Source organism: Ornithinibacillus liuyingii (genome assembly GCF_055550225.1).
The window spans coordinates 169,806-195,533 of record NZ_JBPWOS010000003.1 but is presented as its reverse complement, the minus strand read 5'-3'; the positions used below and the strand labels follow the sequence as shown (position 1 = coordinate 195,533).

Genomic DNA, 25,728 nt, shown 5'->3' with positions numbered 1-25,728 from the left:
AAGTACCAGGTAACAATTCACCGGCAATGGGATTTAGTCTAACGACACTAATTAGCAATATAATAGCAAAGAAAAGTACCCGAATACCTTATGGCATATATTCGGGTACTTTTCATCCTCTATGATAATTCGAAAATACGAAAACTTAGTGGGCTAACATGAATCGTTGAACCTAAAGTGAATTCTTTCTTCTGGTCACTTTCTATATCCCACTCCTGAATGGTAGCCATATTCAACGCATCACTAGAGACTTCGACGGGATTTAGACTATTATTGATAATAAATCGTAAACAAGTATCCTGATTGAATTTCTCATAAATGATATAGTTCTTTTCGTTATTAACATCGATGAAGCGGATATCTGCATGGTTCCCAAAGACTGGCTCGGTTCTACGCCATTTTAATAAAGATCGGACGTATTCAAATAAGTCTCTATCCTGCTTTTTCTCATCCCATTCCATACAACTACGACAGCCAGGATCCTGTCCTCCGTCCATTCCAATTTCGTCACCATAATAAATACATGGAGATCCTATGAAGCTTAATTGGAATAAGTACAAGAGTTTAACTCGGTCACGATTTCCATTAGCGAGTGTTAGAATACGTGGTGTATCATGGCTATCCAATAGGTTAAACGCTACCTCATTTACATTTTTAGGGTACATATGAAGCACTTTTACAATTGAATCGGCAAAATCTTGTGCAGAAATACAATCCTTTGCTAGGAAATCGATTGCACTATTTGTGAATGGGTAATTCATAACGGCATCGAATTGATCTCCTTGCAACCATGGCATCGAATCATGCCAAATTTCACCTAGAATATAGGCATCCGGCTTCACACTTTTTACAGCCTTGCGAAACTCCCGCCAAAATGCATGGTCTACCTCATTCGCTACATCTAAACGCCATCCATCGATATCAAATTCCTCCACCCAGTAACGAGCTACATCTAGTAAATAGGCTTTAACCTGAGGGTTTTCTGTATCAAGCTTTGGCATGGAAGGAACAAACCCAAATGTATCATAATTCGGTCTAGGTTCAGTCACAACTGGGAAGTTCCATAGATGAAACCAGTTCGTATACTTAGATTCCTCTTGCTGTGTTAAGACATCCTGAAATGGAGGAAAATAATAGCCACTATGGTTAAATACAGCATCTAGCATGACACGGATTCCTCGCTTATGACATGCTTGGACAAGGCGACGGAATGTTTCTTTGTCTCCAAATTGTGGGTCTATTTCCATATAATCAATCGTGTCATATTTGTGATTGGAGTATGCTTTGAAAATAGGCGTAAAATAGATTCCGGTAATGCCTAATTCCTCCAAATGATCTAAATGATTGATGACTCCTTGGAAATCCCCGCCGAAAAAGTTAGATGGAGTCGGGTCAGTACTCCCCCATGGTAATGTACCTTCTGGATTAATAGACGGATCCCCGTTTCCAAATCGCTCAGGAAATATTTGGTACCAGACTGTATCTTTAACCCACGCTGGTGCTTGAAATACATCAATATTATTTACATAAGGGAAACAGAAATAATTCGCGATGTCAGTTGGAGCAGAGGTGAAGAAGCCTCCTTCCATATAATATAAAGTCTCGTTTGAATCAGAGCATTTGAATCCGTAACGCATACGGTGAAATTCAGGCTTAACTGCAATAACCCAATAATCATAAAGAGAGGTCGAACCTGATTTGGTCATAGGTTTAGTAATAGTTTGCCAACTCCCATCTACCCAATCATATGGATCACCAAATAAGAGTTCAACAGAATACATATCATCCTTTTTCGTTTGCAACATGATGTGTAGTGTATCGTTGTCATAGGCATAGGCGTAATTGTTTTTTGGTCTGTGAAAAATGGCTTCCTTAATCATCACAATTCTCCTTTTCATAAAAATAACCCCGTTTACTTTTATTTGTAAACGGGGTTGTTGTTTAATAACAAAGCATTGCCCTTAAATTTATACTATTAATCTACTGTAAGCGTTTTATAAAGTCAAATAAAATTTGAAACGTAAAGTAGTTGTAAAAAAATTTAAAGAAAAAATTATGAAAACGATTGCATAAAAAATAAAATAAGGGTACAATTTCATTGTAAGGTTGCGCAAACGTTTTCACTATACCAAGTAAACAATTTTAGAAGGGGGCAATATTAGTTTGTAATAAAGTGGACTTTTATTTGTCTGATGCATTACCTTACAAGATAAATAGATATTGCGTTTTACAAAAATAATAATCTATTGGTTACGTGATAACCAAAAATGAAAGAGGGGACTTGTAAATTATGAAAATCAAATGGAAGAATCTTGCTTTTGTAGCAATGTTAACGAGTTTACTTGTATTAGCTGCATGTGGAGGCGGAGATAAAGATGGTGATAACTCTAGTTCTGAGAAGGATGGCGGCAGTAGTGCTGGTACATTAGAAATTGGTGTAGAGGATGGATATATTGATTATGTAAAATCAATCGTTCCGGCATTTGAAGAAGAGACAGGAATTAAAGTAAAAGTAACAGAAAGAGATTTATTCGAAACATTGGAAGCCCTTCCATTGGATGGACCTGCTGGAATAGCTCCTGATGTTATGGTTGCCCCTTATGACAGAGTTGGTAACTTAGGTCAACAAGGTCATTTAGCGGAGTACACGTTTCCTGATGATGGTCGCTATGATGACTTAGATAAACAACAGGTTACGATTGACGGCAAAATTTACGGTGCTCCATTCGTAATTGAGTCACTAGTACTCTACTACAATAAAGATTTAGTTGATCAAGCTCCTCAAACATTTGCAGATTTAGAAGCGTTAGCAGAGGATGATCGTTTCGCTTTTTCTTCGGAATCTGGAAGAACAACAGCATTTTTAGCTAATTGGTTAGATTTCTATAGCACATACGGATTACTTTCTGCTTACGGTGGTTATGTATTCGGTGACAATGGTTCTGATCCATCTGATATTGGACTAAATACAGAAGGTGCCATTGAAGGTATTGAATATGCAACAGAATGGTTCAACAAATGGCCACAAGGGATGTTAGATTCTACAACAGCAGGTAACTTTATTGATGAACAATTCACAACTGGTAAAGCTGCTGCTATTATCGGTGGACCATGGTCCGCTTCCAACTATAATGAAGCTGGTATAAATTATGGTGTTTCCATGATTCCTACATTACCAAATGGTGAAGAATATCAACCATTTGCTGGTGGTAAAGCTTGGATTGCAAGCAACTATGCTAAAGACCCTGAAGCTGCACAAAAATGGTTAGACTTTGTGACTAACCAAGAAAATCAACAAAAGCTATATGATGATAAAGGTGAGGTACCAGCGAATCAAATGACAAGAGCAACAGTTGCAGAAGCTGGAGATGAGCTGACTGCTGCGGTGATTAACCAATATAATAATGCAATTCCTATGCCAAATATTCCTCAAATGGCTGAAGTTTGGACAGGTGCAGAAACATTAATGTTTGATGCTGCTTCTGGTAACAAAACTGCAGAAGAATCAGCAAATGATGCGGTAGACGTTATTAGTGAAAATATCTCTCAAAAATACTAATAATGTAATCTAATTGGCAGAGATCAGCTCTCTGCCAAAGTTTATTTAAAAGGGAGTGAGAACTGGTGGATTATACAGAAACAGATGGCAAACAACGCATTAGAAAAGCAATATTACTCTCGATCATTCCTGGTATAGGACAAATGTATAACAAACAGATGTTTAAAGGGATAGCCTTTCTTGCCATATTTGTTTTATTTATTATAGAAATGATTAATTTTGGTGCAGAAGCGCTAGTAGGCTTAGTAACACTAGGTAGTACTCCTGGTACAGACCATTCACTGTTTATGTTAATTGAAGGTTCACTGCAACTATTAATTCTTCTGCTATTTATACTTTTTTACGTAATTAATTTAAATGATGCTAGAAAAGTTGCAAGATTATGGGCTGAGGGCAAGAAAGTAAATACTAAGACGAAAACCATTCTAACGAATATGGTGGATAAAGGTTTTCCATATTTATTTACTATACCTGCTTATATCGCGATGATATTTGCAATTGTATTTCCGGTATTAGTTACCATATTTATCGCTTTTACAAACTATGATTTCTATCATATTCCACCAGCTAAGCTAATTGACTGGGTTGGTTTTTCTAACTTTACCGATATATTTTTCTTAAGCTCTTATCGGGATACTTTTTTTGCAGTTTTTGGATGGACTGTAATATGGACCTTAGCAGCAACCACACTACAAATCGTAATTGGTATTTTTACAGCGCTTGTATTAAACCAGAAATTCATTAAATTCAAGCGTGTATTCGGTATTATTTTCTTATTACCGTGGGCAGTACCAGCATTTATTACGATTATGAGTTTTTCCAATATGTTCAATGATAGTATTGGCGCCATTAATACACAAGTTATTCCGCTAATCGATGCCTTAGTACCTTTTGTTGAGATCGGAAGTCTTCCATGGAAGACAGATCCATTTTTCACTAAAATAGCTATCATCTTAGTTCAAGGGTGGCTTGGATTTCCGTTTATTTATGTACTTGTATCTGGTATTTTACAATCCATTCCGGAAGAACAGTATGAAGCTGCACGAATTGATGGGGCTGGTATGATACAGCGCTTTAAACATATTACGATGCCAGCAATATTTACGATTGCTGCTCCAATTTTTATTACACAGTATACCGGTAACTTCAATAACTTCTCGATGATTTATCTATTTAATGAGGGAGGACCTGGAAGTATAGGAGCTGGTGCCGGTTCAACCGATATTCTTATTTCATGGATTTATAAGCTGACAACAGGAACATCTCCACAGTATTCGATTGCTTCTGCTGTGACATTGTTTATTTCCTTATTTGTCATTATTATTTCGTTAATTGTCTTTAAGAAAACGAGAGCATTTGAAATGGAGGATTAGATATGAGCAGAATAATGAAATCGCAAAAAACCTCCCGGATCATCAACAAAATATTCACTTATTTTTATTTAATCCTATTAGCGGTGATCATCATTTATCCGCTACTTATTACAGCAAGTTCTGCTTTTAAAGCTGGTAACGTAACTGCATTTAATTTAAACTTTAATGCGGAATGGACACTAGTCAATTTCCAAAGACTATTTACAGAAACGTTATATGGTAGTTGGTATGTAAATACATTAATCATTGCTTTCGTGACCATGATTGTTCAGGTTACCTTTATTACACTGGCAGGTTACGTCTATAGTAGATATCGTTTCGTTGGTCGGAAGAAGAGTTTGCTCTTTTTCTTAATTATACAAATGGTTCCAACGACTGCAGCGTTAACTGCTTTCTATGTTATGGCGTTATTGATGGGAGCTTTAGATCAAAGCTGGTTCTTAATGTTCCTATATATTGGTGGTGGTATTCCGATGAACACCTGGTTAATGAAAGGATATTTCGATACAGTTCCATATGATTTAGACGAATCAGCAAAATTGGATGGTGCGGGCCACTTCCGTATTTTCGCCCAAATCGTACTACCATTGGTTAAACCGATGATTGCTGTGCAATCATTATGGGCCTTTATGACACCGTTCGGTGAGTACATGTTAGCGAAGTTCTTACTACGAACGCCAGAAAACTATACGGTTGCAATTGGTTTACAGACATTTATTAACAACCCACAAAATCAAAAGGTAGCTCTATTTGCAGCGGGTGCGATTTTAATCGCTATTCCTATCACCATATTATTCTTCATGCTGCAAAAACATTTCGTTGCTGGGTTAACATCAGGTGGTACCAAAGGATAGTCCTAGGTGAAAACAGAATCTCTGAAGGAATGAAGTGAACAATGAAAAAAGATATATTTCCAATCAATTATTTTAAAAGCATTATATCGCCGAAGCGCGTGTTTACTGGTAGAAAACAACTGAATTGGTTTCAAATCATCATTGTCTTATTATTTTTGAATGGATTGATGATGATTCCGTTATCCATTAATATAGCGAAAATGGAATCCTATCCTGTAGAAGAGACCTATCCAAATGCCTTTTCGTTACTAAATGAAGCTGTGATTGGTGAGTTGCAGGATGCAGCATATGCACAAGGTCAACTGACTTTGCCAAATAGGTTTTTAGTAGAAAATGAACATGGAATAGTTGGGGGAAATATATCCACTTCTGATGAAGAGCATGCTTTAAAAGCAGAAAATGCACTGATTTTTCAAGAGGAAGAAATTGTTATAAAGGACCAGGAAAATCCAGTAACATCGGTAACGTATACGAATGATTTTGCCATTGAAGAGATAACGACGGTTCAGATGTTAAAGGACGAACTGTCAAGACAATGGTTTATTCAAAATAAAGGTTTCATTGTTGGCAGTCTATTATTATCTTTATTTAATTTATTGCTTGTAAGTATTGTCGTTATAAGCTTAGGATCTTCTATCTTTGTTTATCTTACGAAGAAAGGACAGATATCTACGATTCGAACGTATAAAGAATCGGTGAATTTAATTGTGAATACGTTAGGAATGCCGACAGTAGTGGCTTTGATCCTTGGTTTAATTCAATTTAATATTATTACGATGATTATGATACAAACATTCGGTTTTATTATGATGCTACTTTTCGTATTTATGAAAACTCGCTTCAGTGATGAGGTCGTAGCACAACTGGGGAACAACAGATGACCGGTTATGAATGATTACTTAACATTATATTTTTAGGAGGTACATCCATGCTTCAAGATACAAGCTTTGCCATACACCCAGGAAAAGAAAAAAAGGATGGGGCAGTCGTCTACCGTGATATTGGAAACGTAGATTCTTATTCAACAAGCTCTGATGGATATTTATTTTCTTGTCGTAACGGATTCGTTCACATACAGTTTTATACGGATTCAATCGTTCGCATAATCATGAACCCAGAGGAAAAACCGTTATTGACTAATTCCAAGGCGGTAGTTGGACAACCTCAAGATGTAGCGATTGAAGAAGTGAATACAGAAGACACCCTATTACTTCGTACAGATAAACTGGTACTTCGTATAACGAAGTCACCATTTCGTTTAACGATAGAAGATACGACCGGTAGGGTAATCGTATCCGAGGACAAACACGGTATGGCTTTCCGAGAAAACGGTGAAGTAATAGCCTTTAAAGAAATGTATGATCACGATCACTTCTATGGCTTTGGTGAAAAGTCAGGGCATTTAGATAAACGTGGTGAAAAATTAGAAATGTGGAATACCGATGTGTATGCACCGCATAATCCAGAAACGAATGCACTTTACGAGTCCATTCCTTATTTTATGACACTTCGAGATGGGAAGGCTCATGGGATTTTCCTTGATAATACGTTTAAAACATACTTTGATATGCAATCATCGGAGGAATACTATTCCTTCTCGGCAGAGGGTGGGCAGCTAGACTATTATGTAATGGCTGGACCTCATCCAAAAACAGTACTTGAGCAATATACCTTTTTAACAGGTAGAATGCCACTACCGCCAAAGTGGTCACTCGGCTATCACCAGTCTCGTTATAGCTATGAAACAGAAAAGGAAGTTAGAGAACTTGCGAAAACATTTATTGAAAAAAATATACCAATAGATGTTATTCATTTAGATATTCATTATATGAATGGGTACCGGGTATTTACCTTTGATAAAGAAAGATTCCCTAATCCTAAACAGCTAATTGCCGATTTAAAAGAAATGGGTATTCGTGTTGTGCCGATTGTTGATCCAGGTGTTAAAAAGGATTCTGAATATCAGATTTATCAAGAGGGTGTCTTAGAGGACAATTTCTGTAAGTATATCGAAGGCGATATTTACTATGGTGATGTTTGGCCAGGAGTGAGTGCTTTCCCTGATTTCACAGAGGAAAGGGTTCGTAAATGGTGGGGGGATAAGCATGCCTTCTATACCTCCATCGGGATAGAGGGAATCTGGAATGATATGAACGAGCCGGCAGTGTTTAATGAAACGAAAACAATGGATTTAACCGTTATGCACCGTAATGATGGGAATCCGACTACCCACCGAGAACTACACAATGTGTATGGGCTATTAATGGGGAAAGCAACCTATGAAGGAATGAAAGAGCAGCTAAATGGTAAACGTCCATTCCTATTAACTCGTGCTGGTTATGCTGGTGTACAGCGTTATGGCTCTGTGTGGACAGGTGACAATCGAAGCTTTTGGGAGCATTTACAAATGTCTTTACCAATGGTGATGAATTTAGGCTTATCTGGCGTTCCATTTACTGGTCCTGATGTTGGTGGTTTTGCCCATGATACAAATGCAGAATTATTAACGCGCTGGACACAGGTCGGGGCATTTACACCATTCTTCCGTAACCATTCAGCAATTGGTTTCCGTTATCAAGAACCATGGCAATTCGGTGAGAAATATGAAACCATTATGAAAAAATATATTCAAATGCGTTATCAATGGATGCCGCAGCTCTACTCACTATTCTATCAAGCTAGTAAAGAAGGGTTACCAGTGATGCGACCATTATTAATGGAGTATCCAGAGGATGAGAAAACCTATAACTTGAATGACCAATTCATGATAGGAGATAACGTTATTATGGCACCAATTTTAAATCCTTCTGTAACAGATCGAGTGGTCTATCTTCCTAAAGGTGAATGGATAGAATATACTACTAAAGAATCCTATGAAGGGGAAAGGGTGCACCTTATACATGCAGAATTAGAGGATTTACCAGTCTTTGTTCGTAAAGGTACAGCCCTGATGCAAGGTGAATGGAGCTTCAATCACGATAAACAAACAAAGACGCTTACGATGAAAGTAGCTCCATCTGATTTGGAAGAGAAGTATTCCTTCACATTCTATGATGATGATGGTGAAACATTTGCTTATGAAGCCTTAGAATTTGTTAAAATGACATTTGATATTCAATCTTTTGCCGATAAAGTAGATATCCAGGTGGTCTCAAAAGAAGGAAATTATCAGCCTGCATATAATGAAATAAAGGTAGAACTAATCGGTACAGATCGTACGATATTCGTTAATGGGAAACCAAGTAGTATAATTAAACTATAAAATTACGTTCAGAGGTAGAGGTGGGAAGAGTGGTAACAATTAAAGATGTAGCAAAAGTTAGTGGGGTTTCCCCCTCTACAGTTTCTCGTGTTATTGCCAATAACTCAAGAATAAGTGAAGACACAAAGAAGAAAGTCCGTAAAGCAATGAAAGAGTTAGGCTATCACCCCAATGTAAATGCTCGGAATTTAGTCGCAAAATCGACTAAAGCAATAGGGGTTATTATGCCATCTTCTGCAAATGTAGCTTTACAAAACCCCTTTTTTCCAGAAATTTTAAGAGGAATTGGCTCGGTTATTCATGAAGCCGAGTATTCCATGTATCTATCAACAGGGGAGACAGAAAAAGAGATTCTAAGTGAAGTTCAGCGAATGGTGTACGGTAGCTATGTGGATGGTGTTATTCTTCTTTATTCCCGTATTAATGATAAGGTTACCAATTTTTTAAGGGAGCAAGGGTTTCCATTTGTTATGGTTGGTAAGCCCCAAGAGCATGATACCGAAATAACCCACGTCGATAATGATAATGTTAGAGCTGGAAAAGAGATCACGCAGCATTTATTAGATATGGGGCATGAGAAGATTGGATTTATCGGTGGTTCTAGAGATTTACTAGTTACACGTGACCGTGAAAGTGGCTATGTCGCTGCTTTAGAAAAGGCAGGAATTCAGGAGTGTGAAGGCTATAAAATTCATACGGAATTTCTGAAATCTGGTGGACGAGAAGCTGTAGAGCATCTAATGTCTTTATCAACACCACCGTCCGGCTTAGTAGTTAGTGACGATTTAATAAGTTTAGGGATTTTAAGTATGCTAGAGAGCTACGGTTTACGAGTCCCACAGGATATTTCATTAGTAAGCTTTAACAATGTCTATCTTTCCGAAATCACAAGACCGGCACTTACAACGGTTGACATTCAAATCTATACACTAGGTGCGCAATCAGCTAAGGCGCTTATTGAAAAAACATTAAATAAAAATGAGCCCGCCAAACGAATCATTATTCCATATGAAATTGTTTATCGGGACTCGGTTAGTCAGCTATCTTAAGGGAATTCCTTAGGATAGCTTTTTTTAGTAGGAAAGAATGGCGTCTGGTCTATTTCCTTGTGTGGGGAAACAAAGGAAAAAGGTAATCGAGGAGTTTGCTCGGAGCCCTTTTTGGTGAGGAACAAGGAGAAAGGTAACAGAGGGAGGTTGTCAGTGCCCTAAATGAGGAAGGAAAGCGGTAAAAGGGCACAGAGGGAGGTTATCAGTGCCCTAAATGAGGAAGGAAAGCGGAAAAAGGTAACAGAGAGAGGTTGTCAGTGCCCTAAATGAGGAAGGAAAGCGGAAAAAGGGCACAGAGAGAGGTTGTCAGTGCCCTAAATGAGGAAGGAAAGCGGAAAAAGGGCACAGAGAGAGGTTATCAGTGCCCTAAAAGAGGAAGGAAAGCGGAAAAAGGGCACAGAGAGAGGTTGTCAGTGCCCTAAATGAGGAAGGAAAGCGGAAAAAGGGCACAGAGAGAAAGCCTCAGTTCCCTAAATGGAAAGGAAGGGAGTTTGCTCGGAGCCCTTTTTTGGTGGAGAACAGGGAGAAAAGGTAACAGATAGAGCTTCTCCGTGCCCCAAAATAGAAAGGAAAAGAAGAAAATGTAACAGAGAAATCCCCCTCGTGCTCCTTTTGATGGGAGTCAGATAACCGCCCTCTATACAAAGAAAAAGCTTCTAAAAAATCATTTCAATATAATGAAAGATTGATAAAACAGATAGACTTCGAATATAGCCAATTATTATATAAAGGTTCTTATATAATCTAATTTAATCTATCATGAATGAAATATTATTTCAAAAATACAGTTTGACTATTGGAATAATATTTAATATAATGGGTTATGTTTGAAAGGGTTTTCAATTTTGCGTTGAAAAGCGTTCTATCGAGATTAAATAGTAGATTGGTAGATTATCCACTATTTAATACAAATTTGATATGGATCAAAGGGGGAAAAAGCATGAAGAAGAAATTAGGTTTCTTAGCCTTTTTGCTGGCTATGTCTATGGTGGTTTTAGCTGCATGTGGAAATGATGACAGTGCCTCAGACAAGAGTGGGGATTCAGATGGTGAGCAAATTACACTTGAATTTTGGACGATGCAATTGCAACCAACATTCACCGATTACATTAATGGTATTATTGAAGACTTCGAAGCAGAAAATCCAAACATAAAAATCGATTGGCTAGATGTACCGGCTGAGGATCTAGATAAGAAAATTCTTTCAGCGGTAAGTACAGACACAGCGCCTGATGTTGTCAACTTGAATCCGACATTTGCATCTCAGCTTGCAGAACTTGATGCACTTGTTAATATGGAAGAAGCTGTATCTGAAGATGATAAAGCATTATATGTAAAAGGTGCTTGGGAAGCAAACCAAATTGGCGATGTTACATTTGCGATTCCTTGGTATCTATCAACTTCTGTTACATTAAACAATAAACAAATATTTGAAGAAGCAGGACTTGATCCTGAAAAACCAGCAACTACGTATGAAGAAGCAGCAGAATATGCCAAAATCATTAAAGATGAAACAGGAAAGTATGGATATTTCCCATCTCTTGACCTATCTTTAGTTCTACAGCATATGGTTATGATGGGTGCTGAATTAACGAATGAAGATGGAACAGAAGCAGCTTTCAATACTCCAGAAGGTCTTTATGCTTTTGAATATTTCACTGATTTATATAACGAAGGACTAATCCCGCGTGAAGCATTAACTGGCGATCAACGTGCTACAATCGATATGTACCAAGCTGGACAAGTAGCATTCTTTGATGGATCTCAGTTCATCGTACAGGTTAAAGAAAATGCACCTGAAATCTATGAAAATACATTACCTTCTGAAGCAATTACAGGTAAATCTGGCAAGAAAACCATGTCCGTACAAAACGTGGTTGTACCAAAACAAACTAAAAATCAAGAGGCAGCAGTTAAATTTGCATTATTCTTAACGAATGGTGAAAACCAATTAGAATTCTCCAAATTAACACCAATTCTACCATCAAATGTAGAATCGTTAGCTGATCCTTACTTTACAGAAGCTGATGATGATGCGGAGCCTACGGATTTAGTGCGTATTGTATCAGCATCACAATTAGAAAGTGCTGAACTATTAGTTCCTCCAATGAACAATTATACGGAATTAAGACAAGCGATGTATGATGCTATTTCAGCTGCGATGCTTGGTGAGATGACTCCACAAGAAGCACTGGATAAAGCAGAAGCAGAGTGGAATGAGATTTTAGCACAATAACTTAACAAGGGAGGGGATTATCCCCTCTCTATTAGTTTAGTAAGTAGAAATTTTCCGATCTGGATAAGAACAAATTACGAGGTTAGGACGCATCGAAAAAGCTGTGCATAAGAAACGAATGATGCATGATATTTCCGGTTCGGGGGCAATGTTATTCATTCGGTTTTTCTTTTAATCGAAACAGTTGTGTTCTAAACTTAACTGTTTTAAATATAGAACCGCTTAAGAGAACGGGGTGGAATCCTTGAGAACGAATAAGCTTACACCATATTTATTTTTATTACCTGGCTGTCTTATATTAGGAGCATTTATTTTCTATCCAATGCTACAGGCGATTTGGTTGAGTTTTACTGATTATAATATGATAACGGAAGCGTCATTTGTAAAGTTTGATAACTATCAAAATCTTTTCCAAGATGCATTATTTTGGAAAACATTAACGAATACCTTGATTTACTTAGTAGGGGTAGTACCTGCATTAGTTGTCATTCCGATATTTTTAGCTGTACTAGTCAATCAAAAATTAAAAGGGATTGCTTTTTTCCGTAGTGCCTACTATATCCCTGTTGTAACATCTTTAGTAGTCGCAGGTATTGCTTGGGACTGGGTGTATAAAGAAAATGGGCTACTTAATTATGTACTTGAACTATTGAATATAATTACTGAACCTATTCCTTGGTTAACTTCAACCCAGACTGCTTTATTTGCCGTCATGGTGGTGACGGTGTGGAAAGGTTTAGGTTACTATATGATTATTTACTTAGCTGGCTTGCAATCTATTCCAGAGAGTTTATACGAAGCAGCTGATATTGATGGGGCAAACTGGTGGCAGAAGATGACGCGTGTAACTATTCCAATGCTGATGCCATTTGTTCTTATCGTTACGATTATGTCTTCCATTGCGGCGATGAAAGTGTTTGAAGAAATTTATGTGATGACAGGTGGCGGACCGCTACATAGCTCGGAAACGTTAGTGTTTTATATTTACACACAAGCATTTGAGCGTCTGAACATGGGCTATGCTAGTGCTGCAGGCGTAATTTTATTCTTATTAACCTTAGTATTCTCACTCATTAACTTAAAAGTTATGGGTAAGGATAATTCGGAATAAGGGGGAATCATGATGGCGAAACAATCAAACTCATCTAGAAAAGCAGTTAAAAAGATATCCTCATATATTCTTTTAGTATTAATCACGCTCTTTATGATTGGTCCATTTCTATGGTTACTGTCCACTGCATTAAAATCAGGTAGTGAAAATATCTTCCAATATCCACCGAAATTATTACCGGAAGAACCTACTTTAGCAAACTTCGGTAAGGTGTTAGATGTTTTCCCTTTTTGGAGATATTTATTGAATAGTGTCATTGTAGCAGTATTAACGGTTATATTGAACGTATTATTCTGTTCCCTAGCAGCATATCCATTAGCAAGAATGAATTTTAAAGGAAAAAATATCATATTCATTCTTATTATTGCAACGATGATGATTCCTTTCCAGCTATTAATGATTCCGGTATATGTTATTTCCTTAAAGCTTGGACTTCAAAATACGTATTTAGGAATGGTTTTACCACATGTGACAACTGCTTTCGGTGTATTCCTAATGAGACAAGCATTTATGACTGTTCCGAATTCATTGGATGAATCAGCAAGAATGGATGGTGCAAATAGCTTCCAAATCTGGTACCGGATATTAATACCACTGGTTAAACCTTCGATTGTCACATTGACCATTTTTACATTTGTTTCGGCTTGGGGTGACTTCCTATGGCCATTAATCATAGTGAATGATCAGAATATGTTTACATTACCACTTGGTTTAAATATGTTATCTGGCACATTTACATCTGATTGGCGATTAATTGCCGCTGGTGCAATCATCTCGATGATTCCAATTATTACGATTTTCCTTCTGTTACAACGATTCTTTATTAGTGGGGCAATGAAAGGTGCAGTTAAAGGATAAGAGGGGGGAAGCAAATGAAGCTTGGCTTAGAAGTTTTTTTAGAAAAATATACGAAAGATTATAGTACGGAAAGAATTGGTCTATTAACGAATTTAACTGGTGTAAATCACCAACTAGAATCAACAATTGACTTGTTCTATTCACATCAACATTTAAACTTAACTGCGTTGTTCGGACCGGAGCACGGTTTACGTGGTGAGGTTCAAGAAGGAAAGCTAATTGATTCGAGTGTTGATCCATATACAGGTGTTCCAATTCATAGTCTTTATAATAAGGATAAGAAGCCTAATGTCGAGATGTTAAAAGACGTGGATGTTGTCTTTTGCGATTTACAGGATATCGGGACGAGATATTATACCTTTATTTATTCTATGGCAAACACGATGCAAATTTGTGGTCAAGAAGAGAAAAAGGTTGTCGTTCTTGATCGCCCGAACCCAATTAATGGTATAGACGTAGAAGGAAATCTAGTTCAAGACGCGTTTCGCTCCTTTGTTGGTAAGTTTCCGATTCCGGTGCGCCATGGAATGACTATTGGCGAGTTAGCAAGGTTATTTAAACATGAATTTAATATAGCATGTGACTTAGAAGTCATTCCGATGGAGGGCTGGAATAGAGAACAGTACTTTGATCAGACAGATTTATACTGGGTCTCCCCAACCCCGAATACAACAACAATTGATATGTGTATGCTCTATCCTGGTACTTGTTTAATAGAAGGAACGAACATATCGGAAGGTAGAGGAACGACGAAACCGTTTGAAGTGATTGGCGCGCCCTTTATTGATGGAAGGAAGCTTGCTGAAGCATTGAAATCTCTATCATTACCAGGTGTACAGTTTAGACCGGCAGTTTTTAAACCAATGTATCAAAAGTTTGCCGGTGAAGTATGTGAAGGAATCCAGGTTCATATTTCTAATAAAGATACACTTTCCGCTTTTGATATTGGAATTTCCATATTAGAAACCATTTATCGTCTTTATCCAGAGCAAATGACGTTTATTCAAGCAGGGGAACAGAACCGTTATTTCATCGATTTATTAGCTGGAACAGATCAGTTAAGAAAACAGATTATACAAGGGGATACGACGGATTTTCGTGAACAACTACCAACCGCAGTACAACAATTTATGGCAATGAGAGAGAATTATTTATTATATCCAACAAACGATATGGCATAAGGAAGTGGTAATATGGCACTAGAATTAGATACAATGTCGGTCGATCAATTATTAACTGCAATGAATGAGCAAGATAAACAAGTGCCATTAGCGGTGGAAAAAGCACTCCCTCAAATAAAACCGGTGATTGATGCTTGTGTCGAGGCAATTAAGAATGGTGGAAAGGTAATCTATATGGGAGCAGGTACCAGTGGTAGACTCGGTGTACTAGATGCATCCGAATGCCCTCCTACATTTGGTGTAAAAGCAGACGTCTTTATCGGGATGATTGCAGGCGGGGAGCAGGCAATTCGATATGCAGTAGAAAATGCTGAAGATGATAAGGTTCAGGGAGCTTTAGAAATAGAAATGCACGCTACGGAAAAGGATGTCCTAATTGGGATAGCAGCAAGTGGTAAAACACCATATGTTATCGGTGGAATCCAGAAAGCGAAAGAAATGGGGATACATACAGTAGGGATAGTCTGTAAACCCAATTCTGAAATAGCATCCCTTGTTGATAGCCCAATCGAATTACTGGTAGGCGAAGAAATTCTCCGGGGTTCAACTAGATTAAAGTCTGGTACAGCCCAGAAGTTAGCTTTGAATATGATTTCCACGATTACGATGATTCGCTTAGGCAAGGTTTATGGAAATTATATGGTTGATGTACAAGCATCCAATGATAAATTGCGAAAGCGGACGATTAGTATTATATGTGACATTACAAGTGTAGAGGAAGAGGTTGCTAGAGAAGCCCTTGTGGCTTGTGGGAATAAATTGAAAGGAGCTGTCTTAGTATGCAAATACCATATATCTGCTACCGAAGCATTACAGATTCTAAAAGATTACGAGGAAAATCTAAGAGATTCAATGGAATATTTGGATGCCATAAGCGCTGTATATTAGGGTGATGAGAGATGGAGTATGTAATTGGGATTGATGGTGGAGGAACAAAAACACAAGTCGTCTTAACCGATATGGAGGGGAGAGTAGTATCCCATACACAATATGGTTCTACGAATCCTAATGCCGTTTCAAAGAGTGAACTAATCGATACGTTTCAAACAATTTTTCATGATCTCCAGCAAAGTGTACCAGATGTCGTACGTAACGTATCGACTATATTTGCAGGGATATCAGGAGCTGGTAGTCAGCAATCCGCATCGCTAGTAACGGAAGTAATTCAATCCACTCTTCCATCAGATGTAAAAGTTAAAGTAGAACCTGATTCGGTCAATGCATTATACGCTGGTACTTATGGGAAGCCTGGAATCGTGCAAATATCAGGGACTGGTTCCATCACATTTGGAGTAAATGAGAATAACCAACATGGCCGTGTTGGTGGTTGGGGATATTTACTAGGTGATGAAGGCAGTGGTTATGATTTAGGAAGAAAAGGGATTATGGCAGTATTACAACATGAAGATGGTCGGGGACCAAGTACGATGCTAAAGGATATACTCTTCTCCTATTTTCAAGTTACTTCTGGTCGAGAGCTTATTGATCAAATCTACCATTCCCGAGCACCTAGAATGACTATAGCACAAGTATCCAAGCTAGTTTTCCAAGCCTACGAGGCCGGTGATGCTGTGGTGGCAACTATGATGCAGCATGTAGCAAAGGAAATTAGCCATAGTATTAAAACACTAGACCAGAAGCTTTTTACTACTAATAATGAATTAGAGGTCATTTTATGTGGTGGATTATTTTCTAATCGAATGATTTTACCACCTTTATTAGAATTGGAGTTTAAAAGCTATTCTAAACCAGTCTCTTTTATATTACCAGAACTTCTACCAGTCGCAGGCTCAATTATTGGTGCATTACTAGAAAATAAGCAAACAATTTCTACTAGCATCATAGATAATCTCCGTAAGATGTGAATGTCGAAAAGGCAGGTGTAAAGGATGGCCAATTTAAAAGGTGGATTAACGATTATCAAAGAAATGGTAAAGAGTCTACCAAATTCAGAACGAAAGATTGCAGAATACATTTTAAACCATCCTAGAGAAGCGGTTTTATTAACAGCCCAAGCACTAGGGAAGAATAGTGAAACGAGTGGTGCTGCGGTAATTCGACTTTGTAAGTCACTTGGATTTAATGGGTTTCAGGAATTAAAGCTACGCGTTGCCGGTGATCTTCAGGAAGATAGCCAGAGCGAATTTCGTGATATTGAACCGAAGGAAGATTATGAGAAGATTATTGAAAAAGTTACCTCTAATACCATTCAGGCGATTAAGGATACAGTCAATATGATCCATTTTGACCAACTAAAAGAAGCAGTCCATACGATAATCCATGCTAATTCGATTACGTTTATCGGGTTCGGGGCATCCTTTATCACCGCAAAAGATGCAGAGCAAAAATTTATTCGAATTAATAAACAAGTTCATGCATTTTCCGATATTCATATGGCATCTACGGCTATCGCGAATAAGGGCTCACATGATGTGGTAGTTGGGATTTCTTTTTCTGGTAATACGGTGGAGGTTGCGAAGCTGTTAGATCTTGCTAAATCAAGGAATGTGAGGACGATAAGTATTACGAAGTATGGCAATTCCATGTTAACGAGTCATGCGGATATTAATTTATTTACATCAACTGCTAAAGAGGCAGTTAATCGAAGTGGAGCTACATCATCAAGAATTGCCCAACTCCATTTAATTGATATTCTATTTATGTGTGTGGCCTCAGAGGAATATGAAAAGACGGTTGGATACTTGGATTCCACAAGAGAAGCAGCAAGTTATGTTAAGCGACAGTTAAATGGGAAGCGAAGAGATTAACTGACGTTTTTCTTTAATAATGAAGAGAGGATGGGACAAAAGATTTACCTTAAAGGAAAAAACGAATGATGAGCTACGACCACGCTCCGGAAGTATACCTCGCTTTCACTTCCAGTACAGGGGCGACATCTGCTCGATAGAACCATCGCAGTGTCTACCTTGCCGCCGGACGGCTGGTGAGCCTCCTCGTGCTACTTCTTTAGGGGTCTCAACCTTGCCCTTTCCTCCCGCAGGAGTCTACCTATATTTCCGGAGCTAGTATCGTATATTACTCGGTTTTACATTTAATTCTTTTAGTTTTGTCCCAGTCCCCACCTTATAGTAATTTTTTATAAGCTTTTTTAATAGATTTCTTCCAATTCAATACCTTGATAGTAATGCTTCAAGATTTCGTCGTACGTAAATCCTTTAGTAGCCATACCCATTGCGCCTGTTTGTGATAGACCAACACCATGGCCCCAGCCTCCGCCATATACTTCAAACCCAATGACCTCTTTTGTTCTTTTTTCCTTTACTGGTTCGATGTAAAATAGCGTACTTAATAAAACACTCTTTGCTCCAGCATTATTAAAATACTGCAGAGCCCAACGAATACGATCTTTATATTCATAGAAGGTTCCATTTTCAGTTACAAATTCAATTTCTAGTACTCTACCGGAATTAGCTCGTTCTAACACATTAATTTCATAGACCTGCCCGACATCTGTACTGAAATAGTCACTTAATACTTGGCTGATCTCCTCACTTGTCCATTCAAAATACCAACGATGGTATCTGGACCAATCGGATTCGAAATCTCCATTTCGCTGTGCCCTAAGGGATTTCGGATTAGCACTGTTTTTGAAGACATTCAAATTAGGTACATTATCTAATGCTTTACCACGCTGGGAATCTGGTACGCCACGAAGGTAAGGAATTGGGTCAGAGTTCCATACATCTTCATTATTGGCTGTATGTCCACCACTAGTAGAATGATAGACGGCATCAATTAATTCTCCATTATAGGTTGCCACAATCCCCGCTGTTTCTTGAACTGCTTGAGTAGAAATTGGGTGCTCTACATCATATCCACCGTATACTTGGTCAGAAGTAGTTGGTAATAAATCATACCCGTCTGCACTACGCTTTCCAAGCCCTCTAATCGCATAAGTTCTAGCAGCTACTGCCTGAGCCTTTTGCGCTTCTAATTCCCCATATGGATTTGGTGGGAGCTCTCGTGGTACTACTCCATATAAATATTCTTCTAAAGGTAATTCATTAATTCCCGCTAACGTACCTGCACTGTTGAATCCGACCTCACCAATTCCACGATATTGACTACCATTGATTTTCACGATACCATTTTCGGAACTAATTTGTACCGCATTAGAAACAAGAGCCTCAACGTCATCTGCAACAATGCGAATTTGTGTTTCTCCAGACGATTCGGTAATCAAGCGCCAATAGGAATCACTTCCGGCAAACCCTTCCGTAATCATTTGCTGACGAAATGTTTCTCGATCTCCCCAGCTAGCATCCTGCGGGAACTTTCCGATTAATAGACGCCATCCACCATTATAGTCCTCGACAAACGTATCATATCCTGCAGCTTCGGCTCTGTTTAACCAATCCTGCATATATGGAACACTCGTTGTCCAAGAAGTTTGCAAACGATAATTCGTTTCGATTGTTCCAGACGAAGCTAATTCCACACGAACCTCATCATTTTCACCAGTATACATCACTTCACCTGTTTCTTTATCCGTAATGGTGAAGCCTTGATTGCTTCCGATGTTAACCGATTCAGCTGTCGGCACAACCCCAATCCGAATCATCTGGGTGTTGCTTTCTGCAAAACTAGTAATCCCACCTGAAAAAATTCCAGAAAAAGCTAATAAACTAATCAATAATACCATAGCTAGTTTCTTCAACCATTCCACCTCCATTTTAATGAAATAAAACGCTTACAATATAACTATTCAACAAATAGACCAAGAATCCTCTTTCACTTTTGTAGGCAAAAAGAACCTTTTTCATTGTTCTAATAGGTCTGTCGGCATAATAGAAATGAAATATGATGACATTTTTAATAAAAAAATCATGAATTACTATTTTAAAGTGATTATTTTCATGTATAATAAAAGTAGTTTTTAAAGGGATATAACATTAATTCTATTTTAAATTATTTATCTATTTTGAAATGTAAGCGATATCAAAAGCTGGCACTATATTTCTGAAATGAGGTGTGAAAGATGAGTGAGAAAATTCATCTAATGGTAGTTGGAGCACATTGTGGCGATGCGGAAATTCAAGCAGGTGCAATTGCTTATAAATATGCAAAGGCAGGGCATGACGTAACATTTTTACATTTAACCGCTGGAGAGAAGGGGAATCCACCTCATATTTCTGTAGAGGACTATCGAGAGCAGAAAATGAAGGAGGCAGAAAAGGCTGCAGCAATACTCGGTGGGAAAAGTATTACCCTTGATTATAAGGATGCAGAACTAAATGAGGAGGATGAAACGATAACTAGGGTTGCGAAAATATTTCGAGAGTTAAAGCCAACTATCGTGATAACCCATTGGGAAAATAGTATGCATCCAGACCATGCACGTTGCCCACGAATTGTTCAAGCTGCATGGCTGAAAGCTGCGCTGGCTGGATTTGATATAGATGGATTACCACCTCATTCGTTAACTAGAATGTTTCATAGTGAGAATTGGGAAGACATGGAAGGGTATATACCGGATGTTTATGTGGATGTTTCCGATGAATTTGATACGTATTTAGAGGCATTATCCCAATATTGGTTCATCATGAATTCTAGTGATTTTCGCTATTACGATTACTATAAAGCTCTAGGTACGATGCGTGGTTGTTTAGCTAGAACAATCTATGCCCAAACATTGAAGTATCCAGTTGGTGCGAACATTCGAAAAGGAATTGCAATCCCAGGTTTTGAATTATAACGGAATGTGGAGTGATACATAATGACAGAAACACTACAAGAAAAAATTGGTCAACTCATGGTGTTTGGATTTAAAGGAAAAACCGCAACACCAGAGATAAAGAAGCTTATTCGTGAACGACATATTGGTGGAATTATCCTTTTTGGAAGGAATATAGGAACAACAGAGGAAGTTTTAGCCCTGACGACAGAACTGCAACGCGAAGCTAAAAAAGCAGGACATAAAAAGCCACTCCTAATTTGTATTGATCAAGAAAATGGAGTTGTGCGTAGACTTGGTGAAGGAGCAACAATACTTCCTGGTGCTATGCTGCTTGGGGCAACTGGACGAAGTGAAAATGCCTATATTACTGGCCTGCTTACTGGGCGGGAATTAAAAGCATTAGGCATCAATTGGAATCTAGCTCCTGTACTAGATGTGAACAATAATCCAGATAACCCAGTTATCGGTGTTCGATCATTTGGTGAAAAGGCGGAACTTGTTTCAGCGTTTGGAAAGCAAGCGGTTAAAGGAATGCAGGATGCTGGTGTCATTACGACATTAAAGCATTTCCCAGGACATGGAGATACGAATGTGGATTCTCATCTTGATTTGCCCACTATCTCCCACCCTATAGGACGACTCAAGGAAATCGAATTAAAACCATTTGTAGATGTAATCGAGCAAGGGGCAGATACGATTATGTCCGCACATGTGTATTTTCCAGCTATTGAAAATCAAGAAAATGTACCAGCAACTCTTTCTAGGAAGGTAATTACTGGATTGCTGCGTGAAGAATTAGGATTTAACGGTGTTGTGACAACAGACTGTATGGAAATGAATGCAATCTCAGAAGGAATTGGAACAGCAGAAGGAGCAGTTGAAGCCCTAAAGGCTGGAGTCGATTTAATCATGATTTCACACTTGCAATCTAGGCAATATGAAGCCTTAAGTCTAATAGAGGAAGCAGTTAAAACGGGGGATATCGCAGAGGAAATCATCGAACAGGCATATAACCGCGTGATGGTTTTAAAGCATAACTACTTATCTTGGAATGATATTTCATTGGATGCTAAACCGATTGTCTCAAAGGATGTGGGAGCTAAACTACATGAGGTTGAAGCATATGAAATTTATAAGCAAGGGATTACCATGGTGAAAAATGATAATCAGATTCCCCTACATCTAGAAAGTACAGATCGAGTTTTAGTAGTATATGCAACGAACAGCTACGCCATGCAAGTTGAGGATAAGCGATATTCGACGTTTAGTCTAGGAGAAGCGGTAGCGAAGCTCCATGAAAACACCGAAGTAATCGAGCTTTCTAATCCTCCGACCGATGAGGAAATCACCCGTGTAAAGGAGATAGCTAAAGACTTTGAAGCAGTGATTGTCGGTACGCTATCTGTTAAGGAGAATGATCAGCAAGTGAAGATGGTGGAAGCATTGGTTAAGGAAAATGAGAGTGTAATTGTTATTGCTACAAGAAGTCCTTATGATACTGCTTATTTGCCAGATGTGCCAGCCTATATAGCAACCTATGAATTTACCAATCCTGCCCTACAAACAGCGGCAGAAGCAGTGTTTGGTAAAGTTAAAGTGAAAGGGAAATTACCAGTTACCCTGCCACAGAGGGGGTGAAAACGATGCTTTTAGACAATAGTTTTACATATGGTGTCGGTATCATGTCAGGAACTTCCCTAGATGGAATTGATGTTGCTGTCGTTAAAATATCAGAAGAAAACGATTCAGTACATATAGAATTGGAACACTTTGATACGGTACCGTACTCCAATGAGGTAAAGCAAGTAATTCTCGACCTTTGTGATCCAATTACTGCTAGTATTCAACTGATTTCTAGCATGAATATGTTATTAGGAAAATTGTATGCAGAAGCGGCTTTAAAGGCTATAGATGATTCCGGCTTACGATTAGCGGATATTAGCTTTATCAGTTCCCATGGTCAAACGATATTCCACCAGCCAGATCCTATTGATGCTGCAGGGGAGCTAGTTGCTTCAACCTTACAAATTGGTGATATTAGCACGATTGCTGAGCTAACCGGAATTACTTCTGTAGGTGATTTTCGTACAAGAGATATGGCAGTAGGTGGGCAAGGTGCTCCTTTAGTACCATATGCTGATTATCTATTATTCCGTAGTCAGGCAATTGGTAGAGTACTAGTGAATATCGGTGGAATAGCTAACCTTACAATACTGCCAAAAAATAGTGCTCCGTCTCAGGTGAAAGCATATGACACTGGACCTGGAAATATGATAATCGACTATTTTGCTAGAAGAATGACGAATGGTGAATGGTTTTATGATAAAAATGGAGAGCTCGCTGCTAACGGATCCGTTAATCACACATGGTTGGATATTTTATTACAAGAGCCCTACTATAAAATCCCTCCACCGAAGTCAACGGGGAGAGAGCTATTTGGGGAAGAATACGCAATTAAACTCTGGAATGATGCGGATAAATTATCGATTAATCTAGCTGATCGAATTGCTACGATTACGAAGCTAACGGCGGTAACACTTACAAATGATATTAAACGACATATCGAACCTGATGGAATTCGTGAAGTATTTATAAGTGGTGGAGGTAGCTACAATCCTATTTTAATGAAAGAAATACGAAATGGGTTACCTGACCATGTTCAGTTAAGGAAGATGGATGAGATTGGTATGCCTGCTGATGCCAAGGAAGCGATGATTTTTGCTTTATTAGGTTATCAGTGTTTGAAACAAAGAACCAATAATTTTCCTCCAGCTACTGGAGCTAAGCGCGAAGTCGTCATGGGGAAAGTAGCCTGGGGCACGTTAAGGGGGTGAATTACTTTTAAGCAATCATAATCATTATCTAACTACTTATTTTTAAAATTATGTTAGGGGGAAGTAAACCATGAAAGGTAAAATGAAGTTTTTTTCATTAATGTTACTAGCATTAGCGTTTGTACTAGTGCTAAGTGCATGTGGTAACAACTCAGACGGAGATACAGATGAAGATGGTAATTGGACTGGAACCATCACGATTTGGGATGGTCCTCGTTGGGCTGAAGAAGGGGATACATCAGGTGAAGAAGGTAAGGGTAATCAATACTTCTGGTTAGAAGGAAAAATTAAAGAATTTGAAGATTCAAATCCAGGAGTGAAAATTGAGCTTATTCAAGTACCTTGGGCTGAAATGCCTGATAAGCTAGGCGTTAATATTGCTGGTCAATCTTGGCCGGATATTGCACCAGTTGATATTAGTGGTAGTGCTGTAAGTATTGATCATATTGACCAAGGTGTCATTGAATCGTTAGATGATTTATTTACAGAGGAAGAGAAAAGCGATTTCTATGAAAATGCATTAGAGGCTTATACGTTTGATGGAAAAATGTATGGCATACCGAATTCATTAACGGTTCACTCTATGCTACTTAACTTAGAATTATTTGAAGAAGCTGGTGTTGAAGCACCTGAAAACGGTGAATGGACATGGGAAGAGTTTTTGGAAGCAGCAGAAAAATTAACCTTTGACCGTGATGGAGATGGAACAATTGATGTATATGGTTTCTCTACTTATATCCTACCTGGATATTATGAAGCTTGGCCATTCTTCTACATTAATGGTGGTCAACCTCTAAGTGATGACTTATCGGAATTCACATTTGACTCACCTGAAGCAATTGAAGCAATTCAACAGCTTGCTGATTTAAAACTAGTAAATGAAGCAGCACCTGTATCCATGGGTGGTGCTGATGTAGGTGGTACATTCCAAGCTTGGGCAAGTGAAGAACAACGTACCGTAGCAATGCAACCTTGGGCGACTTGGGCCATTACATCTGCCCAAACAACATACCCAACTGATTTTATGGTAGCAAACTACCCAACTGGTACGACAGGTGAACCGGTCACAATCGGTGGTGTTGGCGGCTGGACTATGTTTAAGCAAGAGAGTGAAGAGAAGAAAAAAGTTGTGGGAGAGTTCATGAAGTTTATCTCTACTACAGATGAGCAATATTTAATGTCTAAATCATATGGTATTTTCCCTGCTCGTATTAGTGCAGCAGAAATGAATCCATTTGAAGATAATGAGCAAATGGCTCGCGCACAAGAGATGTCTTCCCAAGTGGTGATGCTTCCACGTCATCCAGAATGGAAGAAAATCGATGAAATCATCCAACGTGAATTACAGCTCGTATTTAACGGAGAGAAAACAGCTGAAGAAGCGATGGCAACCGCCAAACCAGAAGTTGAAGCATTGTTAGGTGAATAATTGATAATCTGGTAGACTTTGGAGATTTAAGCTTTCGAAGTCTACCGGATTTTATTCAGTAGATTGGAAAGTTAATATGATTGACTGAGCTCTTTTTGAGGGGATGCGGCAGGGAAAGGTAACAGATAGAGCGTGTCAAAGCCGTTTTTAAGGGAATGAAGCAGAAAAAGGTAACAGATAAAGCAACTGTGCTCTTTTTATGTTAATTAACGAATCATCGTTACTTTACTAAGAATAGTGAGAAAGAGGTAATCATCAACATTCAACTAGTAAAAACACGAATA

At 38.4% G+C, this 25,728-nt stretch carries 19 protein-coding genes; 17 read left to right on the top strand and 2 right to left on the bottom strand.

The annotated features are described in order from the left end of the window. Nucleotides 1-119: 119 nt before the first annotated feature. Nucleotides 120-1,880 carry a glycoside hydrolase family 13 protein gene (locus ACSKT4_RS05525; RefSeq protein WP_211742506.1) on the bottom strand — a complete coding sequence of 587 codons (1,761 nt, stop codon included), beginning with the start codon at nt 1,878-1,880 and terminating at the stop codon, nt 120-122. Nucleotides 1,881-2,290: 410 nt separating this feature from the next. On the opposite strand from ACSKT4_RS05525, the gene ACSKT4_RS05520 reads away from it, so the two are divergent. From ACSKT4_RS05520 to ACSKT4_RS05460, 13 genes are all read left to right on the top strand, one after another. Next, on the top strand, nt 2,291-3,559 hold the full coding sequence (locus ACSKT4_RS05520) for an extracellular solute-binding protein (RefSeq protein WP_186870370.1): 1,269 nt from the start codon (nt 2,291-2,293) through the stop codon (nt 3,557-3,559). A 65-nt stretch (nt 3,560-3,624) separates the two neighbouring features. Further along, complete coding sequence (locus tag ACSKT4_RS05515) at nt 3,625-4,932, top strand: carbohydrate ABC transporter permease (protein ID WP_465822957.1); 1,308 nt, start codon at nt 3,625-3,627, stop codon at nt 4,930-4,932. A gap of 2 nt (nt 4,933-4,934) precedes the next feature. Next, nucleotides 4,935-5,786 carry a sugar ABC transporter permease gene (locus tag ACSKT4_RS05510; RefSeq protein ID WP_186870368.1) on the top strand — a complete coding sequence of 284 codons (852 nt, stop codon included), beginning with the start codon at nt 4,935-4,937 and terminating at the stop codon, nt 5,784-5,786. Between the two features lie 41 nt (nt 5,787-5,827). Continuing rightward, nucleotides 5,828-6,667 carry a hypothetical protein gene (locus ACSKT4_RS05505; protein ID WP_465822955.1) on the top strand — a complete coding sequence of 280 codons (840 nt, stop codon included), beginning with the start codon at nt 5,828-5,830 and terminating at the stop codon, nt 6,665-6,667. Between the two features lie 47 nt (nt 6,668-6,714). Then, complete coding sequence (locus tag ACSKT4_RS05500) at nt 6,715-9,048, top strand: glycoside hydrolase family 31 protein (protein WP_465822954.1); 2,334 nt, start codon at nt 6,715-6,717, stop codon at nt 9,046-9,048. Nucleotides 9,049-9,077: 29 nt separating this feature from the next. Then, nucleotides 9,078-10,097 carry a LacI family DNA-binding transcriptional regulator gene (locus ACSKT4_RS05495; RefSeq protein ID WP_465822953.1) on the top strand — a complete coding sequence of 340 codons (1,020 nt, stop codon included), beginning with the start codon at nt 9,078-9,080 and terminating at the stop codon, nt 10,095-10,097. 940 nt (nt 10,098-11,037) lie between these two features. Then, nucleotides 11,038-12,333 carry an ABC transporter substrate-binding protein gene (locus tag ACSKT4_RS05490; protein WP_465822952.1) on the top strand — a complete coding sequence of 432 codons (1,296 nt, stop codon included), beginning with the start codon at nt 11,038-11,040 and terminating at the stop codon, nt 12,331-12,333. 244 nt (nt 12,334-12,577) lie between these two features. After that, nucleotides 12,578-13,444, top strand: coding sequence for a carbohydrate ABC transporter permease (locus ACSKT4_RS05485; RefSeq protein WP_186870363.1), 867 nt, complete (start codon nt 12,578-12,580; stop codon nt 13,442-13,444). 12 nt (nt 13,445-13,456) lie between these two features. Further along, nucleotides 13,457-14,302, top strand: a complete 846-nt coding sequence (locus tag ACSKT4_RS05480; RefSeq protein ID WP_186870362.1) for a carbohydrate ABC transporter permease — start codon at nt 13,457-13,459, stop codon at nt 14,300-14,302. Nucleotides 14,303-14,316: 14 nt separating this feature from the next. Next, nucleotides 14,317-15,483, top strand: a complete 1,167-nt coding sequence (locus ACSKT4_RS05475) for an exo-beta-N-acetylmuramidase NamZ family protein (protein WP_186870361.1) — start codon at nt 14,317-14,319, stop codon at nt 15,481-15,483. Nucleotides 15,484-15,495: 12 nt separating this feature from the next. Beyond that, nucleotides 15,496-16,371 carry an N-acetylmuramic acid 6-phosphate etherase gene (gene murQ / locus ACSKT4_RS05470; protein ID WP_186870360.1) on the top strand — a complete coding sequence of 292 codons (876 nt, stop codon included), beginning with the start codon at nt 15,496-15,498 and terminating at the stop codon, nt 16,369-16,371. Nucleotides 16,372-16,382: 11 nt separating this feature from the next. Further along, nucleotides 16,383-17,348: an N-acetylglucosamine kinase gene (locus ACSKT4_RS05465; protein WP_186870359.1), complete on the top strand. Its 966-nt coding sequence runs from the start codon at nt 16,383-16,385 to the stop codon at nt 17,346-17,348. Between the two features lie 24 nt (nt 17,349-17,372). Next, the gene (locus tag ACSKT4_RS05460) at nt 17,373-18,251 is read left to right on the top strand and encodes a MurR/RpiR family transcriptional regulator (RefSeq protein WP_186870358.1); all 879 of its coding nucleotides are present in this window, start codon (nt 17,373-17,375) and stop codon (nt 18,249-18,251) included. A gap of 341 nt (nt 18,252-18,592) precedes the next feature. On the opposite strand, the gene ACSKT4_RS05455 is transcribed toward ACSKT4_RS05460, so the two are convergent. Beyond that, a complete protein-coding gene (locus tag ACSKT4_RS05455) occupies nt 18,593-20,161 on the bottom strand; it encodes a SpoIID/LytB domain-containing protein (protein ID WP_186870357.1) in 1,569 nt (522 codons plus the stop codon). A 321-nt stretch (nt 20,162-20,482) separates the two neighbouring features. On the opposite strand from ACSKT4_RS05455, the gene ACSKT4_RS05450 reads away from it, so the two are divergent. From ACSKT4_RS05450 to ACSKT4_RS05435, 4 genes are all read left to right on the top strand, one after another. Further along, entirely contained in the window at nt 20,483-21,199 is a 717-nt protein-coding gene (locus ACSKT4_RS05450) for a PIG-L deacetylase family protein (RefSeq protein ID WP_186870356.1), read from the top strand. A 21-nt stretch (nt 21,200-21,220) separates the two neighbouring features. After that, nucleotides 21,221-22,819, top strand: coding sequence for a beta-N-acetylhexosaminidase (nagZ, locus tag ACSKT4_RS05445; protein WP_186870355.1), 1,599 nt, complete (start codon nt 21,221-21,223; stop codon nt 22,817-22,819). A gap of 5 nt (nt 22,820-22,824) precedes the next feature. Next, nucleotides 22,825-24,015, top strand: coding sequence for an anhydro-N-acetylmuramic acid kinase (locus ACSKT4_RS05440; RefSeq protein WP_186870354.1), 1,191 nt, complete (start codon nt 22,825-22,827; stop codon nt 24,013-24,015). A gap of 70 nt (nt 24,016-24,085) precedes the next feature. Beyond that, a complete protein-coding gene (locus tag ACSKT4_RS05435; RefSeq protein ID WP_255488129.1) occupies nt 24,086-25,444 on the top strand; it encodes an extracellular solute-binding protein in 1,359 nt (452 codons plus the stop codon). Nucleotides 25,445-25,728: the final 284 nt, after the last annotated feature.